This window comes from Sphingomonas corticis, from assembly GCF_012035195.1.
Lineage (GTDB): Bacteria > Pseudomonadota > Alphaproteobacteria > Sphingomonadales > Sphingomonadaceae > Sphingomonas > Sphingomonas corticis.
Genome location: NZ_JAAVJH010000002.1, coordinates 94706 through 110097 on the forward strand (window position 1 = coordinate 94706; position 15392 = coordinate 110097).

Below are 15392 nucleotides of genomic sequence, written 5' to 3' on the forward strand. Positions count from 1 at the left end.
CTCAGTTCTCCGCGACGGGTGCGGGCGGGACGGCGGGGAGCGTGATGCCGAGCCGCGCCGCGCACCAGCGGACGGCGCGATAGTGTCGCGCGCTCGCCCCGCCGCGGTCGCGGCGGATGCGGCACACGACGGGCGGATCGGCCGCGCCGGGCAGGTAGAAGACCGCGATCTCGCGTCCGTCGGCGGCGTGGCGGGTGCGCACCGCCAGGCCGCCGCGCAGCAACGGCGCGGGGTCGCGGCCCTGCCACGGCACCAGCCCGCTGGCGGCGACCAGCGCCGCGGCGGTCCGCTCCGGCGACTCGCCCGCGGGGCGACGCAGCAACTCCGCCACCATGCCGTCGGCAGGCGACGGTTCGGGAAAGCGGGCGACCACCGTTGCGCCCGCGAGCGCGAGCAGGATCACACCGTCAGGCCCATCAGCAGCCTGGGCAGCGTGCCCGATTCGCCGCGTGCCTCCGCCATGAAGCGGTCCTTCAGGGGCGGCAGGCGATCGACCGCGGAGATGCCGACGCGGCGTACCGCACTCGCCGAGCGGCCGGGCAGGCCGAACAGCCGCGTCAGCGTGTCGGTGGCGGCGGCGACCATGAAGGTGTCGAGGCTGCGCCAGCGCTCGTAACGGGCGAGCAGCTGCGCGTCGCCCGCCTCCAGCCCCAGCCGGCGGCCCTCCACCAGCACCTGCGCCAGCGCCGCGACGTCGCGGAAGCCGAGGTTCAGCCCCTGCCCCGCGATCGGATGGATGCCGTGCGCCGCGTCGCCGATCAGCGCGAGCCGGGTGTCGACGATCCGCGCGGCGTGGTGGAAGCCGAGCGGGTAGGAAGCGCGCGCGCTGGGCGCGGAGAGCCGGCCGAGGAAGCCGCCCATGCGCGCTTCCGCCTCGGCCAGGAAGGCGCGGTCGCCCAGCTTCAGCATGGCCGCCTCGTGCTTCGCCGCGACGGTCCACACGATCGCGCAGCGGTGGCCGCCGTCGTCGTCTGGCAGCGGCAGCAGCGCGAACGGGCCGGAGGGATAGAAGATCTCGTACGCCACGTTCTCGTGGCTGCGCTCGTGGTGGAAGGCACCGATGATGGCGCTGTGATCGTACTGCCAGCGCGCGACGGGGATCCCCGCGGCCTCGCGCGTGGGCGAGCGGCGACCCTCCGCGGCCACCAGCAGGTCGGCGGTGACATGGGTGCCGTCGGACAGCTCGGCGCGCACGCCGTCCAGGTCGCGCTCGACGTGGAGCGCACGCGTCTTCATGCGCAGGTCGACCCGCGCCGCCGTGCTCGCCGCCTCGAACAGGACGGTGCGCAGCAGGCGGTTCTCGTACATCGTGCCGAGCGCGTCGTCCTCCGGCGCGGGCGTGAAGTCGAGCTTGCCGGGGCCCAGGCCGTCGCTGACGCGGATCTGCCGGATCGCGCACCCCTTCCCCGCCAGCGCGGCACCGACGCCGATCGCGTCGAGCATCCGGTGGCTGGCGCTCGCGACCGCGGAGGCGCGGCCGTCGAACCCCGCGGCGAGCGTGACCGCGGGATCGGCGGGATCGACGACGATGGAGGAGAGGCCCGACCGGTCGAGCGCGGTCGCGAGCGACGCTCCGACCAGCCCGCCGCCGAGGATGAGGACGTCCGCATGAGCCATAAGCCCGCTCTATCCTGCGCGCGCGGCCGTGCCAACGTCGGCGGCCATTCTTCCGAGCCCCCGTGAACACTCTTGATTGGCCGCCCCGTCTCGTTGCGGATGTGCCACGCCGCGTCCGCCTTCGATGCCGACGGCTTGACGGCAGACTCCCCGGCATGGGATTTATCCACTGGGGATTTCCGGCCGCGCGCGTGTCGCCGGCCCATGGGGACGTCGAGACATGGCAAGCCGGGCGGACGCGTCGATGTGGCGCGAGACGGTGAAGGCGGGGGTGAAGCGCAGCGGCGCGATGGTGGTCGCCATCGCGCTGTTCGCCGCGACCGCGGCGATGGCGCTGGCGCTGGCCAGCTATCGCGCGGGGGATGCCGCCTTCAACACCGCGTCGGGCGGCGTGACGGGCAATCTGATCGGCGCACCCGGGGCGTGGTTCGCCGACCTGGCGCTCACCGTGTTCGGGCCGGCGGTGGCGCTGCTGCTGCCGGTGGCACCGATCGTCGCCCTCCGGCTTTGGCGCGACCAGCCCGCGGGCGAGTGGGGCCGGATGCTGCGCGTCGCGCTGCTCGGCGTGTCGCTGATGGCGATCGCGCTCGGCTGCGTCGCACCCGGCGCGGTGCCGGCGCTGCCGTTCGGGTGGGGCGGCGCGGTGGGCCTGGGCGCGGTCGCAGGCGCGCGCTGGCTGCTGGGCCTGGCCGACAACGCCGTTTTGGTGTGGTGGGGACTGGTGGCGCTGGGCTTCGTCGCCGGGATCGCCGGGGCCGTCGTGTGGGGACGCAGCCTGGAGATCGACTTCGCGCGCTGGACGCCGCGGGCGCGGCTGCCGCGGCTGGCGGCGCGGGATCGCGCGGGCCTGGACGACGACGATTACGGCGACGATTTCGGCGGGGACGAGGACGAGGAGCGCGAGCCGCTGCTGCTGACCCGGCGGCCGGTACCGCGCCCGCAGGCACAGCCCGACCATCGACCCCCGCCGGTCATCGGCGACCGCACCGTCGCCCCCTCCCCCGCCAAGGCGCGCCCGCAGCAGCAGCTGGACCTGCGCGACAGCTACACGCTGCCGGGGCTGGACCTGCTGGTCCCCGCCCCGCCCTCGTCCGGCGGGCCGATCGACAAGGCATCGCTGGAGCGCAACGCGCGGCTGCTGGAAACCGTGCTCGACGACTTCAAGGTGCAGGGACAGATCACCGAGGTTCGTCCCGGCCCGGTCGTGACGATGTACGAGCTGGAGCCCGCGCCCGGCATCAAGGCCAATCGCGTCGTCGCGCTGGCGGACGACATCGCGCGCAACATGTCCGCCATCTCCGCGCGCGTCGCGACGATTCCCGGCCGCACCGTGATCGGCATCGAGCTGCCCAACACCAAGCGCGAGTCGGTCTCGCTGCACGAACTGGTCGGGTCGCAGTCGTTCGACGACCATGTCGCGCAGCTGCCGATCATCCTGGGCAAGAACATCGCGGGGGATCCGGTCATCACCGATCTCGCGCCCATGCCGCACCTGCTGGTCGCCGGAACCACCGGATCGGGCAAGTCGGTGGGCCTCAACTGCATGATCCTGTCGCTGCTCTACCGGCTGACGCCGGACCAGTGCCGCATGATCATGATCGATCCGAAGATGCTGGAACTGTCGATGTACGACGACATCCCGCACCTCCTCTCCCCCGTGGTCACCGATCCGGCCAAGGCGGTGCGCGCGCTGAAATGGGCGGTGGAGACGATGGAGGACCGCTACCGGCAGATGTCGTCGGTGGGCGTGCGCAGCCTGGCCAGCTTCAACGACAAGGTGCGCGCCGCCAAGGCCAAGGGCACGCCGCTGGGCCGCAAGGTGCAGACCGGCTGGGACGAGCACGGCCGCCCGATCCACGAGGAGGAGCAGCTCGACTACGACGTGCTGCCGCAGATCGTCGTGATCGTCGACGAGCTGGCCGACCTGATGATGACCGCGGGCAAGGAGGTGGAATTCCTGATCCAGCGACTGGCGCAGAAGGCGCGGGCCGCGGGCATCCACCTCATCATGGCGACGCAGCGGCCGTCGGTGGACGTCATCACCGGTGTCATCAAGGCAAACCTGCCGACGCGCATCAGCTTCCACGTCACCTCGAAGATCGATTCGCGCACGATCCTGGGCGAGCAGGGCGCCGAGCAGCTGCTGGGCAAGGGCGACATGCTCTACATGCCGGGCGGCAAGGGGATCGTGCGCGTCCACGGCCCCTTCGTCAGCGACGACGAGGTGCGCGCCGTGACGGACCATTGGCGTGCGCAGGGACAGCCCGACTATATCTCCAGCGTCACCGAGGAGCCGGAAGAGAGCTTCGCGCTGGAAGGCGCGCCGATCGGCGAGGATTCGGCCGAGGACCAGCAGTATCGCGCCGCCATCGCGCTGGTGTGCAACAGCCAGAAGGCCTCGACCTCCTGGGTTCAGCGGCAGTTGCGCATCGGCTACAATTCCGCGGCGCGATTGATCGAGCGGATGGAGAAGGACGGCATCGTCAGCCGGCCCGATCATGTCGGCCGGCGTGAGGTGCTGCGCGACCAGGATGGCAACCCGACTTGATCTTGCCTGGCATCACCCCTATATTTCAAAAGCTTGCCGGGAACCTTCCCGCAAAGATGGTCAGGTCCTGGCTCGGCGGAGAGGATGGACCATGACCAAAGAACCCTTCACGATCTCACATGGCGAGGACATGATTGGTGTCGCCCTGTTGCTGGCGACGCTGATCGCCGCCTTGTTCCTCGCCCGCATCGTCGCGGGCGCGGTGATCGGCATCGGCGCGATGATGACGGGCTGAGCCGCCGCGCCGCTCAGCGGAGGTGATCGCGGAAGAAGGCGGCGGTCCGTTCGTCCGCGAGGCGCGCCGCATCTTCCGAGCGGCGGTCGCCGAACTGGGTCGCGAAGCCGTGATCCTCGCCCGGGTAATCGTGCAGCGTCACCTTGGGATGATCGTCCAGCCCGGCGTGCATCGCGGCCTGCGTCGCCTTGTCGACGAAGCCGTCGTCGCCCGCGACGTGCAGCAACAGCGGATGCGCGATGGCGTGTTTCTCGCCGAGCAGGCCGTCGATGCCGACCGCGTAATAGCCCACGCTGGCATCCACGTCGGTCCGCGCCGCGGTCATGTACGCGAGCCGTCCGCCCAGGCAGTAGCCGACCGCGCCGACCTTGCCCCCGCCGACCGCGGCGCGTGCGAAGCGGATCGCCGCCTCGATGTCGCGGATGCCCTGGTCCTGGTCGAAACGGCCCATCCATTCCAGCCCTTGCTGGAGCTGTTCGGGTACGTCCGGATCGAGTTCGATCCCCGGTTGCAGGCGAAAGAACAGGTCGGGCGCGATGGCGAGATAGCCTGCCGCCGCCAGCGCGTCGCACTTGGAGCGGATGCCTGCGTTCACGCCGAAGATCTCCTGGATCACGACGATCGCCGCGCGTGGCGTGTCCGCGGGGTCGGCGCGGTAGGCCGGCATCGTCGTGTCGTCCGCCGTGGGCACGGTCACCATTGTCGCCATCTCGATCCTCCCGGCCGTTCCGCGACGCGCACCACAGACGTTGCGGCGCGGGGGCGTTCGGGCGCATAGACGGCACCATTGCTATCGCGCGCCGCGGGCGCGCTCAAGGGAGCGCTGCGCCAAGATGAAATTCACGATCGAGGTCGATTGCTCGCCGGAGGAAGCGCGCCGTGTCATGGGCCTGCCCGATCTCTCCCCGCTCCACGAACGCTATCTCGCGAAGATGCAGGAAGCGGTGGAGAACGGCACGATCGGGCCCGAGATCGTGGGACAGATGCTGAAGAGCTGGGCACCGATGGGCGATGCCGGCATGGATTTCTGGCGCAAGCTCTTCTCCAGCGGCGGCAAGCCGGGGAGCTGATGGAGACGATCTTCGCGCTGTCGAGCGGACGGCCACCGGCGGCGATCGCGATCGTACGGATCAGCGGGCCCGACGCACTGAGCGCGGCCGCGGCGTTGGCCGGTACCTTGCCGGAGGCTCGGCGAGCGGGGTTGCGGACGTTGCGCGATGGGGCTGGCGAGGTCCTAGACCGCGCGCTGGTCCTCGCCTTTCCCGGGCCCTCGACCGCGACGGGTGAGGATCTGGTGGAGCTTCACCTTCACGGTGGACGCGCGGTGGTGACGGCAGTGGAGGCGGCCCTCGCGGCGCAGCCGGGTCTGCGAGCGGCCGAGTCCGGCGAATTTACGCGGCGATCGCTGGAGAACGGACGCGTCGACTGGGCGCAGGCCCAAGGGCTCGCCGACCTGCTCTCCGCGGAGACCGAGGGTGAGCGACGCGCGGCCATGGCGGCGACGGAAGGGGCGGTCGGGCGCGAGGTGCGCGGATGGATGGACCGCCTTTCCGACGCGGCGGCCAGGATCGAGGCTTCGATCGACTATGCGGAGGAGATCGACGAGGCCGCGGCGCTGGAGGACATCAGGGAGATCCTCGCCCGCCTGGTCGGCCAGATGCGGGAGGTGTGCGCGCGACCGACGGTGGAACGGCTTCGCGACGGTGCGGTTGTGGTTCTGGCGGGACCGCCGAATGCGGGCAAGTCCTCGCTGTTCAACGCGATGCTGTCCCGCGAGGCGTCGATCGTCACCAACCGGGCGGGAACGACGCGCGACGTGATCGAGGCGCAGGTGGTGCGCGGAGGATACGCCTACCGGCTGGTCGACACGGCCGGACTGGCGGAAGCGACCGACGATCCGATCGAGCAGATCGGGATCGAGCGCGCCCGCCGCGTGATCGACGGTGCGGACCTACTTCTGTGGCTGGGTGATCCGTCCGGCTGTCCGGCAGGAGCGGTGCAAGTTCGCGCGAAGAGCGACCTGCGACACATGGGCGATGGTATTCCAGTATCGGCCCGTCTTCCGCGAACGGTGGACCATCTGTGGCAGATGGTGGAGCAGGCGACCGCCGATCGCACGATCGGCAGCGACGTTCGCCTTCACGACGATCAGCGACGCTCGGTGATGCTCGCTGCGGAAGAGCTTGCGTCAGCCGGGTTGTGCGACGATGTCGTGGTGGCGGCGGAACATGTGCGGCGCGCGCTTCGGCTGCTGGCGATGGTGATGGGGATGGATGCGACCGAGGCCATGCTGGACGCGCTCTTCTCTCGCTTCTGTCTCGGGAAATGATGTTTCACGTGGAACAAGACCGATCGTTCGATGTCGCAGTCGTGGGCGGAGGCCACGCAGGGGTGGAAGCGGCGGCGGCAGCGGCGCGCCGGGGCGCATCGGTCGTCCTGATCTCGCAGGCCGTGTCCGCCATCGGCGTGATGTCGTGCAACCCGTCCATCGGCGGGGTCGGCAAAGGCCATCTCGTTCGAGAAGTCGATGCACTGGATGGCATCATGGCGCGCGCCGCGGATCATGCGGCCATTCACCATCGCATGCTGAACGAGAGCAAAGGGGCGGCGGTTCACGGCCCGCGGGTGCAGGCAGATCGGGCTCTCTATCGAACTGCGGTGCGAGCGCTGCTGGGATCATATCCCCACGTGACGATCGTCGAAGGGACGGTCGACGATCTGCGGATCTCAAGTGGGATTGTCGAAGGGGTCGTGCTGGAGAACGGCGAGACGATCGCCGCTCGTGCGGTCGTGCTGGCGACGGGAACGTTCCTCGGCGGGCGGATCTTCCGCGGCCTGGAGCGCGAGGCGGGTGGTCGCGTCGGTGAGCGTCCCGCCAATCGCCTGGGTGAGCGGATGCGATCGTGGAAGCTTGCCATGTCGCGGTTGAAGACTGGAACGCCGCCCCGCCTCGACGGGCGGACGATCGACTGGGCGCGGCTGCAACGCCAAGGGTCTGACGATGCGCAATGGACCATGTCGACGATGTCTACGGGGCGCCAACAGCCCGCCCTGGCCTGCGCCATCACCCGCACCAGCGCGCGCACGCATGACGTGATCCGAGAAGGTCTGATCGATTCGCCCGTGGCGTCGGGGGCGATCGATGGTCGCGGACCACGATACTGCCCGTCGATCGAGGACAAGGTCGCCCGTTTCGGTGATCGAGACGGCCACCAGATCTTCCTCGAGCCGGAGGGTCTTTGCGACAGCACCGTTTATCCCAACGGCATCTCGACCTCGCTCTCGACCGACACACAGGTGGCGTTCCTGCGCACGATCGAGGGGCTTAAGCAGGTGGACGTGACCGTGCCCGGTTACGCAGTCGAGTACGATCATATCGACCCGCGGATGCTGGACCATCGTCTCGCGCTGCCGATGATCGGCGGGCTTTTTTGCGCGGGCCAGCTCAACGGAACGACGGGCTATGAGGAGGCGGCCGCGCAGGGGCTGGTGGCAGGTGCGAATGCGGCAGCTTATGCGCGTGGAACGGAGCCGCTGCTGCTCGACCGGGCATCGAGCTACATCGGCGTGCTGATCGACGATCTCGTCCTTCAGGGGATTAGCGAACCCTATCGTATGCTGACCGCGCGCGCAGAGTACCGCCTGTCACTTCGTGCCGACAACGCGGAAGCTCGACTGGGTGAGATCGCGAGGGCTGCCGGATTGATGACCGACGTCCGACATCGGCATTACGAGCGGCGTGCCGAGCAACGGGAGCGATTGAGACGGGATGATCTCCGTTCCGACGAAGTCGACGCGGACATCGGGGCGGAAGTCGCGGCCGATCGCGGCTACGCCCCCTATGTGGCTCGCCAGGAGGTGGAAATTGCGTCGATGCGCCGCGATGGTGCCATTGCGATCCCGCGAGGCGACGCGCTGCGGGGCGTCGCGGGATTGTCTAGCGAGATGGTGGAACGGCTAGAACGGAGCGCGCCGGCGACGCTGGATCACGCGCGCCGCATTCGGGGGATTACACCGGCGGCCTTATCGGCGTTGTGGCTGCACGCGAGGCGGAGCGCATGACCGAGGATGAGGCGCAGCGGTGGGTCGAGACCCAGTTCGGCGCCGTCGCTCTCGAACGACTGATGCGCTTCGCCGAGTTGGTGCGCGCGGAGGCGGACAGGCAGAACCTGGTGGCCCCGTCGACGCTGCCCCATCTATGGGTACGACATTTCGTTGACTCGGCTCAACTTCTCTCCTGGGTGCCGCGGGGCGGAGCAGGCTGGATCGATATCGGTACCGGCGCCGGATTTCCCGGCGTCGTTGTCGCTGCCCTTCGGCATGCCCCTGTAACGCTGGTGGAGCCACGAGCGCGTCGCGTCGAGTTTCTGGCGTCGGTGTGCCGCGAACTGGACCTCGATCATGTCACGATCGAAGGCCGGCGGGCAGAGCAGGTCAGCGGGATCTACGATGTGGTAAGTGCGAGAGCCGTGGCGAGCACCGCAGACCTCCTCGCCATGACGAAGCATCTTCGGCACGATCGCACCTGCATCGTGCTACCGAGGGGACGAAACGGGGTGGGCGAGCTTGCATCCCTGCCGGTCGAATGGCAGGAAATGTTCCACGTGAAACAGAGCATCACCGATCCCGCGTCGGTCATTCTCGTCGCGAACGGAGCTTCGTGATGTACCGTATCGCCATAGCCAATCAGAAGGGTGGCGTCGGAAAGACGACCAGCGCGATCAACATCGCGACAGCGTTGGCCGCCACCGGGTTGCGAGTGCTGCTCTTCGATCTCGATCCGCAAGGAAATGCGTCAACGGGACTGGGCATCGGTCAGGCTCAGCGAGGCCGATCAAGCTACGACGTGTTGATCGAACGCGGCGGAGTGGCGGAAGCGGCGGTGCCCTCCTCGGTTCCCCGGCTGTCGGTGGTGCCCGCGACGGTCGACCTCTCCGGGGCGGAGATCGAGTTGGTGGAGCTGGAACAGCGGACGCACCGGCTGCATCGCGCGATCGAGGAGACCGCGCCGTTGTGGGATGTCGTGCTGATCGACTGTCCGCCGTCGCTCGGCTTGTTGACCATCAACGCGATGGTGGCGGCGGACTCCCTGCTGGTGCCGCTGCAATGCGAGTTCTTCGCGCTGGAGGGATTGAGCCAGCTGCTCGGCACGGTCGAGCGGGTCCGCGAGCGGTTTAATCCCTCCCTCTCCATCCTCGGCGTGGCGCTGACGATGTATGATCGACGCAATCGCCTGACCGAACAGGTTTCGACGGACGTACGCGCGGTGCTTGGCAAGGTGGTGTTCGAGACCGTTATTCCGCGCAATGTCCGCCTGTCGGAGGCGCCGAGCCACGGCCTGCCCGCGCTGATCTACGATCACCGCTGCGCGGGGAGTGAGGCCTACATCTCGCTCGCACGGGAGGTGATCGAGCGGATGCCGCGCGCGAGGGTGGCGGCATGAGCGACGCCGGTTCGCGTCGGACGCGCGGGGGACTGGGGCGCGGCCTGGGGGCGTTGCTGGGCGAAGTGGCGCAGGACGAGCGCGCCAGCGCGGAAGCGCGCGACGGCCAGACACCGCGCGGCGGTGTCCGGATGATCCCGGTAAGTGCGATCGCGCCGCATCCCGGCCAGCCGCGGCGTCACTTCGACGAGGACGCGCTGTCGGAGCTGGCCGCCTCGATCAGCGAGCGCGGCGTGATCCAGCCGATCATCGTCCGTCCGCACGGCCACGATTATCAGATCGTCGCGGGTGAGCGACGCTGGCGCGCGGCGCAGCGCGCGCGGCTTCACGAAGTGCCCGTCGTCGTTCGCGACTACACCGACAGCGAAACGCTGCAGATCGCACTGGTGGAGAACATCCAGCGGCAGGACCTGAACGCGATCGAAGAGGCGGAGGCGTACCAGCGATTGCAGAACGAGTTCGGCCACACGCAGGAGGTGCTGTCAAAGGTCGTCCACAAGTCACGCAGTCATGTGGCCAACCTACTCAGATTGCTGGACCTTCCTATGAGCGTGCAGGACCGCGTGGTTGACGGCACGCTGTCCATGGGCCATGCGCGCGCCATCCTGGGCGCGTCCGATCCGGCGACCGTGGCGGAGGATGTGGTCGCGCGGGGGCTGTCGGTCAGGCAGACCGAGGCGCTGGCCCGCCGCACGCGCGAGGACAGTGGCCGCGCGCCGCGCCAGCGGCCGGCACCCGCCGCCACCGGCAGTGCGGATATCCAGGCGCTGGAGCAGCAGCTGGCGGACCTGCTGGGGCTGAAGGTACGGATCGCCTTTCATCCCGAGGGACACGGGTCGATCACGCTGGACTACAGCACGCTGGAGCAACTCGATATGGTGTGCCAGCGGCTCAGCGGCGAGCGGATCTGAACTCCGCCGCCCGAAACTCGGCGAGCGCAAGCAGGGTCTGAGCGGCGACGCTGCCGCCCGCCGGTCCGGCACCGATCGTATCGCGCTGTGCCGCAGCGACGCGCGTCAGCGCGACGCGCAGTGCGCGTGCGTCCCAGCGCCGCAACGCCGCCGCAGTCGCCCCCTTCTCCTTCCAGAACACGCGGGCGCGATCCACCACCTGGTCGATCCCCTCCCCGCCATCGACCTGGGCGCGCATCTCCATCAACTGGAGGAAGCGCCGTTCCAGCGCGCGCAGGATCGGAATGGGCGAGGCATCCGGCCCCTGCTGGCGCCGCAGCGCCAGCACCAGCGCGCCGGCGTCGCCGCCGACGACCGCCGCGACGATCTCTCCCGTCTCGCCTTCCACCAACGTCGCGCCGACCGCCGCCAGCGCCTCGTCGTCCGCCTCCGCCGGCCGGTCGGGCGAGGCGTCCAGATAGAGCGCCAGCTTCTCGACCTCCCGCGCCATCACCGCGCGGTCGCCCTCCGCCGCGCGGGCAATGCGTTGCGCCACGACGGGGGTCACTCGCAGACCCGCCTCCCGCGCCAGCTCGGTGGCGATCGTCGCGGCGTCGCGCTCGCTCGGCGCGTAGCAGGCGAAGGCCATGGCCCGGTCGCTGTCGATCGCCGCCTTCACCAGCTTGCCCGTGGCCTTCACCCCGGGCGCGACCATGACGGCGGGGTTGCCGGCGCGATCGGCGGCGAGGAGCGCCTCCACCGCGCCCAGCGCCTCCTCCCCCGCCCCGGTCACGCGGATCGAGCGAGCCCCGCCGAACAGCGACAGCGCCGCCGCCTCGTCGGCCAGTCGCGCCGGGTCGCCGCGCAGGGTGGCGGCATCGAGATCGATCCGCTCCGCATCCGCGCCCATCGCCGTGGTGAGCCGGGCGGCGAGCGCCATGGCGGTTGATTCGTCGGGCCCGTGGAGAAGGTAGAGCCGGATATCCGCCGGCGGCCGGTCCAGCGCGGCCTTCAGCCGCGCCTCGGTCGCCTTCACCGCGCGGCCTGGGCCTGGCGCCGCGCGTGGATGGCGAGACGCGCGACGATCTGGTCCGCGATCGTCTCCGACAAACGCTCCAGCGCAGTGCTCTCCGCCGCGATCACGGCATATTCCGACCCGACCACGTCGATGCCCGCATCTGATCCCGCGGTCGCGTCCACCAACACGGTGCCCGCCCCCGCCTCGACCAGCTGATAGCGCGCGCGCAAGGTCCGCCGCTCGCGCGCGACCGAATCGTCGCTGCGGCTGCCCAGGCCGACGATGCGGTCATCCAGCCGCACGTCCAGGCGGTAGCGCGGCGCTCCCTTACCCATCGCACCAAGGCGGTCGCGCAGCGCGTTGGTGACGAGCCAGCCCGCCTTGCCCTCGATCGGCGCGATCTCCACGCCCGCCAGCCCCTGCGCCACCGCGCCGTTGCGACCGCCGGAATATACCGGCTGGAGCCCGCAGCCGGCCAGCGCCAACGGCGTGGCGAGGAGGAGCGCGAGCGCCTTCATGCGACCAGGTTCACCAGGCGGTCGGGCACGACGATCACCTTCTTAGGCGCGCGTCCCTCCAGCAGGCGGACGACCTTGTCCGACGCCAGCGCGGCGGCCTCGATCGCCTCTCGCGGCAGGCCTTTGGCGAGCACCAGCGTGTCGCGAAGCTTGCCGTTGACCTGGATCGCAATCGTCACCTCGTCCTCGACCAGCAGCGCGGCGTCGACCGCAGGCCACGGCGCGTCGGCGACCAGTCCGGCGTGGCCGCGCAGCGACCAGGCCTCCTCGGCGAGGTGCGGCACCATCGGCGCGACAAGCCGGATCATCGCCTCCACCGCGTCATCGCGCGAGGCGGACGGCGCGGCCTTCTCCACCGCGCTGGTCAGTTCGTAGAGTTTGGCCACCGCCTTGTTGAACGACAGCGCCTCGATGTCCGCGGCAACCCCGGCGATCGTCTGGTGCAGCTTGCGATCGAGCGCGGCGTCGCGACCCTCGCTGCCCCGTTCTCCATCGACCAGTCGCCACAGCCGCTGAACGAAGCGCCACGCGCCCTCGATCCCGTTCTCCGACCATTCCAGATCGCGCTCGGGCGGCGAATCGGAGAGCATGAACCAGCGCACCGCGTCCGCGCCGTATTGATCGACGATCGGTTCGGGATCGATCGTGTTCTTCTTCGACTTGGACATCTTCTCGACGCGGCCGACCGTGACGGGCACTGTCGCGCCGTCCGCCATGCGCGCGAGGCGCTGCCCGTTCTCGCCGACGACGATGTCGTCGGGCGACACCCACAGCGCGCCGCGCGGCCCGTCATAGTCGGGCAGCGCGAGGCGATAGGTCTCGTGCGTCACCATGCCCTGCGTGAACAGGCCGGTGAACGGCTCCGCCACGTCGATCATTCCGACGTGGCGCAGCGCGCGGGTGAAGAAGCGTGCGTAGAGCAGGTGCAGGATCGCGTGCTCCACGCCGCCGATATACTGGCCGACCGGCAGCCAGCTCTCCGCCACCGCGCGATCGAACGGGCGGTCCTGCGGCTGGCTGGCGAAGCGGATGAAGTACCAGGACGAATCGGCGAACGTGTCGAGCGTGTCGGTGTCGCGCAGCGCCTCGCCGCCGCACGACGGGCATGCGACGTGCTTCCACGTCGGATGCCGGTCCAGCGGGTTGCCGGGGACGTCGAAGGTCACGTCTTCGGGCAGCACTACGGGCAATTGCTCGCGCGGTACCGGTACCTCGCCGCAGGCGGCACAGTGGACGATCGGGATCGGCGTGCCCCAGTAGCGCTGCCGGCTGACGCCCCAGTCGCGCAGCCGCCACACGGTGGAGCCCCTGCCCCATCCGTCCGCCTCCGCGCGGCGGATCACCTCGCGCTTGGCGTCGGCGACGTCCATCCCGTCGAGGAAGTGCGAGTTCACCAGCGTGCCGGGACCGGTGTACGCCTCCGCCTCGTCGAAGGCGGGATCGGCCTTGTCGCCCTCTGCCACCACGCGGCGGATCGGCAGGGAGTATTTGGTGGCGAAGTCGAAGTCGCGCTGGTCGTGCGCGGGCACGCCGAAGACCGCGCCCGTGCCGTAATCCATCAGCACGAAGTTCGCGATGTAGACGGGCAGCGGATGGCCGCTGAAGGGGTGCGCCGCGGTCAGCCCGGTGTCGAAGCCCAGCTTCTCCTGCGTCTCGATCTCCGCCGCAGTGGTCCCGCCCTGCTTGCACCGGGCGATGAAGGCGGCGACAGCGGGATCGCCCGCCAGCGCCTGCGCGATCGGGTGGTCCGCCGCCACCGCGACGAAGCTGGCGCCGAAGATGGTGTCCGGCCGGGTGGTGAACACTTCCACCTCGCCGCCGTCGGACAGGCGGAAGCGGAACGTGAGGCCCTGGCTCTTGCCGATCCAGTTCTCCTGCATCAGCCGGACCTTGTCGGGCCAGTGCTCCAGCGTGGAGAGGCCGTCGAGCAGTTCGTCGGCGAATTGCGTGATCTTCAGGAACCACTGGTTCAGCTTGCGCTTCTCGACCAGCGCGCCGGAGCGCCAGCCGCGGCCGTCGATCACCTGCTCGTTGGCGAGCACGGTCATGTCGACCGGGTCCCAGTTGACCGCGCTTTCCTTGCGATAGACAAGGCCGGCCTTGTAGAATTCGAGGAAGATCGCCTGTTCGTGGCCGTAGTAATCGGGCTCGCAGGTCGCCAGTTCGCGCGTCCAGTCGAGTGCGAAGCCCAGACGCTTCAGCTGCGCCTTCATCGTCGCGATGTTGGCGCGGGTCCAGCCGCCGGGGTGGACCCCCTTCTCCATCGCCGCATTCTCCGCGGGCATGCCGAAGGCATCCCACCCCATCGGGTGCAGGACCTCGTGCCCCGTCATGCGGCGATAGCGGGCGAGGACGTCGCCCATCGTATAGTTGCGCACGTGCCCCATGTGGATCTTTCCCGACGGGTACGGGAACATCTCCAGCACGTAGCTCTTCGGCTTCGCACTATGGTCGTCGGCGGCGAAGGTACGGCGTTCGTCCCACACCTGTTGCCAGTGCGCGTCCGCCTTCAGCGCGTTGAAGCGGGATGCCATGTCGCTGGTCGTCGCCTCAGCCGGTCACCGCGCCGCGGCGCAGGTCGCGCGCGCGGGTGAGGATGATGTCCTCCAGCTTCTGAGTCGTCGCCGCCTCCACCGGGGCGGAGACCCACTGGCCGCCGCGGTTCACCTCGCGCAGCGCCGCGACGCGGACGGCGTCGGCGCGCAGGTCCTGATCGAGGATCGCGATCGTCACCTTCATCCGCTCGCCCGGCACCTGCGGATTGACGTACCAGTCGGTCACGATGACGCCACCGTTCGAGTCGGTCTGCAGCAGCGGCATGAAGCCCACGGTGTCGAGGCTGGCGCGCCACAGGTAGCTGTTGACGCCGATGGTCGTCACCCGCGACGCCGCGAGGTCCGTCTTCGGCCGACCGCCTCCGCCGCAGGCGGAGAGGGCGAGCGCGGCACTGGCGGCGATCATCAGGCGCAACGGGCGGGACATGGCGGAAATCCTCGGGTCAGAACGGCGTCCTGCGCTCTACCCGCGCACCCGCGCAGCCGCAAGCATCGGGCCGCGCCCACCGACACAGGTTGTGGACATGGTGCAACAGCGCGCCGGAAAAGCGTGGCCGCGGTGATGGAC

The 15392-nt window shown here is 69.6% G+C and carries 15 protein-coding genes; 8 read left to right on the top strand and 7 right to left on the bottom strand.

What is annotated here, in order from left to right; all coding sequences use genetic code 11:
* Position 1 precedes the first annotated feature (1 nt).
* A complete protein-coding gene (locus HBH26_RS03170; protein ID WP_168133158.1) occupies positions 2 to 403 on the bottom strand; it encodes a hypothetical protein in 402 nt (133 codons plus the stop codon).
* Positions 400 to 1617 carry a UbiH/UbiF/VisC/COQ6 family ubiquinone biosynthesis hydroxylase gene (locus tag HBH26_RS03175; RefSeq protein WP_168133159.1) on the bottom strand — a complete coding sequence of 406 codons (1218 nt, stop codon included), beginning with the start codon at positions 1615 to 1617 and terminating at the stop codon, positions 400 to 402. Before HBH26_RS03175 ends, HBH26_RS03170 begins: the two co-directional genes overlap by 4 nt.
* Positions 1618 to 1837: 220 nt before the next feature.
* Here HBH26_RS03175 and HBH26_RS03180 point away from each other — a divergent pair, with 220 nt between their 5' ends.
* Together HBH26_RS03180 and HBH26_RS03185 are read left to right on the top strand one after the other, a co-directional pair.
* Positions 1838 to 4165 carry an FtsK/SpoIIIE family DNA translocase gene (locus HBH26_RS03180; RefSeq protein ID WP_168133160.1) on the top strand — a complete coding sequence of 776 codons (2328 nt, stop codon included), beginning with the start codon at positions 1838 to 1840 and terminating at the stop codon, positions 4163 to 4165.
* A 91-nt stretch (positions 4166 to 4256) separates the two neighbouring features.
* Positions 4257 to 4400: a hypothetical protein gene (locus HBH26_RS03185; protein WP_168133161.1), complete on the top strand. Its 144-nt coding sequence runs from the start codon at positions 4257 to 4259 to the stop codon at positions 4398 to 4400.
* A 13-nt stretch (positions 4401 to 4413) separates the two neighbouring features.
* Here the strand turns inward: HBH26_RS03185 and HBH26_RS03190 are convergent, their stop codons facing one another.
* Positions 4414 to 5109: a dienelactone hydrolase family protein gene (locus HBH26_RS03190; protein ID WP_168133162.1), complete on the bottom strand. Its 696-nt coding sequence runs from the start codon at positions 5107 to 5109 to the stop codon at positions 4414 to 4416.
* Positions 5110 to 5233: 124 nt separating this feature from the next.
* On the opposite strand from HBH26_RS03190, the gene HBH26_RS03195 reads away from it, so the two are divergent.
* From HBH26_RS03195 to HBH26_RS03220, 6 genes are read left to right on the top strand one after another with little or no spacing between them, the layout of a single operon-like run.
* Positions 5234 to 5470 (top strand): DUF6489 family protein, encoded by a 237-nt coding sequence (locus HBH26_RS03195; protein WP_168133163.1) that lies wholly within the window; start codon positions 5234 to 5236, stop codon positions 5468 to 5470.
* Positions 5470 to 6729, top strand: coding sequence for a tRNA uridine-5-carboxymethylaminomethyl(34) synthesis GTPase MnmE (mnmE, locus tag HBH26_RS03200; RefSeq protein ID WP_168133164.1), 1260 nt, complete (start codon positions 5470 to 5472; stop codon positions 6727 to 6729). Before HBH26_RS03195 ends, mnmE begins: the two co-directional genes overlap by 1 nt.
* Positions 6729 to 8462: a tRNA uridine-5-carboxymethylaminomethyl(34) synthesis enzyme MnmG gene (gene mnmG / locus HBH26_RS03205; protein WP_168133483.1), complete on the top strand. Its 1734-nt coding sequence runs from the start codon at positions 6729 to 6731 to the stop codon at positions 8460 to 8462. The genes mnmE and mnmG overlap by 1 nt, the downstream gene beginning before the upstream one ends.
* Entirely contained in the window at positions 8459 to 9064 is a 606-nt protein-coding gene (gene rsmG, locus HBH26_RS03210) for a 16S rRNA (guanine(527)-N(7))-methyltransferase RsmG (protein ID WP_168133165.1), read from the top strand. The genes mnmG and rsmG overlap by 4 nt, the downstream gene beginning before the upstream one ends.
* Positions 9064 to 9843 carry a ParA family protein gene (locus tag HBH26_RS03215; RefSeq protein ID WP_168133484.1) on the top strand — a complete coding sequence of 260 codons (780 nt, stop codon included), beginning with the start codon at positions 9064 to 9066 and terminating at the stop codon, positions 9841 to 9843. Before rsmG ends, HBH26_RS03215 begins: the two co-directional genes overlap by 1 nt.
* The gene (locus tag HBH26_RS03220) at positions 9840 to 10754 is read left to right on the top strand and encodes a ParB/RepB/Spo0J family partition protein (RefSeq protein ID WP_168133166.1); all 915 of its coding nucleotides are present in this window, start codon (positions 9840 to 9842) and stop codon (positions 10752 to 10754) included. Before HBH26_RS03215 ends, HBH26_RS03220 begins: the two co-directional genes overlap by 4 nt.
* On the opposite strand, the gene holA is transcribed toward HBH26_RS03220, so the two are convergent.
* The 4 genes from holA to HBH26_RS03240 are packed head-to-tail and all read right to left on the bottom strand — an operon-like array spanning position 10735 to position 15251.
* On the bottom strand, positions 10735 to 11769 hold the full coding sequence (holA, locus tag HBH26_RS03225; RefSeq protein ID WP_168133167.1) for a DNA polymerase III subunit delta: 1035 nt from the start codon (positions 11767 to 11769) through the stop codon (positions 10735 to 10737). The two genes, HBH26_RS03220 and holA, sit on opposite strands and share 20 nt — an antisense overlap.
* Positions 11766 to 12269 (bottom strand): LPS assembly lipoprotein LptE, encoded by a 504-nt coding sequence (lptE, locus tag HBH26_RS03230; protein WP_168133168.1) that lies wholly within the window; start codon positions 12267 to 12269, stop codon positions 11766 to 11768. The genes holA and lptE overlap by 4 nt, the downstream gene beginning before the upstream one ends.
* Complete coding sequence (gene leuS, locus HBH26_RS03235) at positions 12266 to 14803, bottom strand: leucine--tRNA ligase (RefSeq protein ID WP_168133169.1); 2538 nt, start codon at positions 14801 to 14803, stop codon at positions 12266 to 12268. Before leuS ends, lptE begins: the two co-directional genes overlap by 4 nt.
* A gap of 16 nt (positions 14804 to 14819) precedes the next feature.
* Complete coding sequence (locus HBH26_RS03240) at positions 14820 to 15251, bottom strand: DUF3576 domain-containing protein (protein WP_168133170.1); 432 nt, start codon at positions 15249 to 15251, stop codon at positions 14820 to 14822.
* Positions 15252 to 15392: the final 141 nt, after the last annotated feature.

Excerpts from the sequence above, each read along its gene's own strand:
- HBH26_RS03175 (WP_168133159.1), bottom strand. The coding sequence starts at position 1,617 with ATGGCTCATGCGGACGTCCTCATCCTCGGCGGCGGGCTGGTCGGAGCG.
- HBH26_RS03180 (WP_168133160.1), top strand. The coding sequence starts at position 1,838 with ATGGCAAGCCGGGCGGACGCGTCGATGTGGCGCGAGACGGTGAAGGCG.
- HBH26_RS03185 (WP_168133161.1), top strand. The coding sequence starts at position 4,257 with ATGACCAAAGAACCCTTCACGATCTCACATGGCGAGGACATGATTGGT.
- HBH26_RS03190 (WP_168133162.1), bottom strand. The coding sequence starts at position 5,109 with ATGGCGACAATGGTGACCGTGCCCACGGCGGACGACACGACGATGCCG.
- HBH26_RS03195 (WP_168133163.1), top strand. The coding sequence starts at position 5,234 with ATGAAATTCACGATCGAGGTCGATTGCTCGCCGGAGGAAGCGCGCCGT.
- mnmE (WP_168133164.1), top strand. The coding sequence starts at position 5,470 with ATGGAGACGATCTTCGCGCTGTCGAGCGGACGGCCACCGGCGGCGATC.
- mnmG (WP_168133483.1), top strand. The coding sequence starts at position 6,729 with ATGTTTCACGTGGAACAAGACCGATCGTTCGATGTCGCAGTCGTGGGC.
- rsmG (WP_168133165.1), top strand. The coding sequence starts at position 8,459 with ATGACCGAGGATGAGGCGCAGCGGTGGGTCGAGACCCAGTTCGGCGCC.
- HBH26_RS03215 (WP_168133484.1), top strand. The coding sequence starts at position 9,064 with ATGTACCGTATCGCCATAGCCAATCAGAAGGGTGGCGTCGGAAAGACG.
- HBH26_RS03220 (WP_168133166.1), top strand. The coding sequence starts at position 9,840 with ATGAGCGACGCCGGTTCGCGTCGGACGCGCGGGGGACTGGGGCGCGGC.
- lptE (WP_168133168.1), bottom strand. The coding sequence starts at position 12,269 with ATGAAGGCGCTCGCGCTCCTCCTCGCCACGCCGTTGGCGCTGGCCGGC.
- leuS (WP_168133169.1), bottom strand. The coding sequence starts at position 14,803 with ATGGCATCCCGCTTCAACGCGCTGAAGGCGGACGCGCACTGGCAACAG.
- HBH26_RS03240 (WP_168133170.1), bottom strand. The coding sequence starts at position 15,251 with ATGTCCCGCCCGTTGCGCCTGATGATCGCCGCCAGTGCCGCGCTCGCC.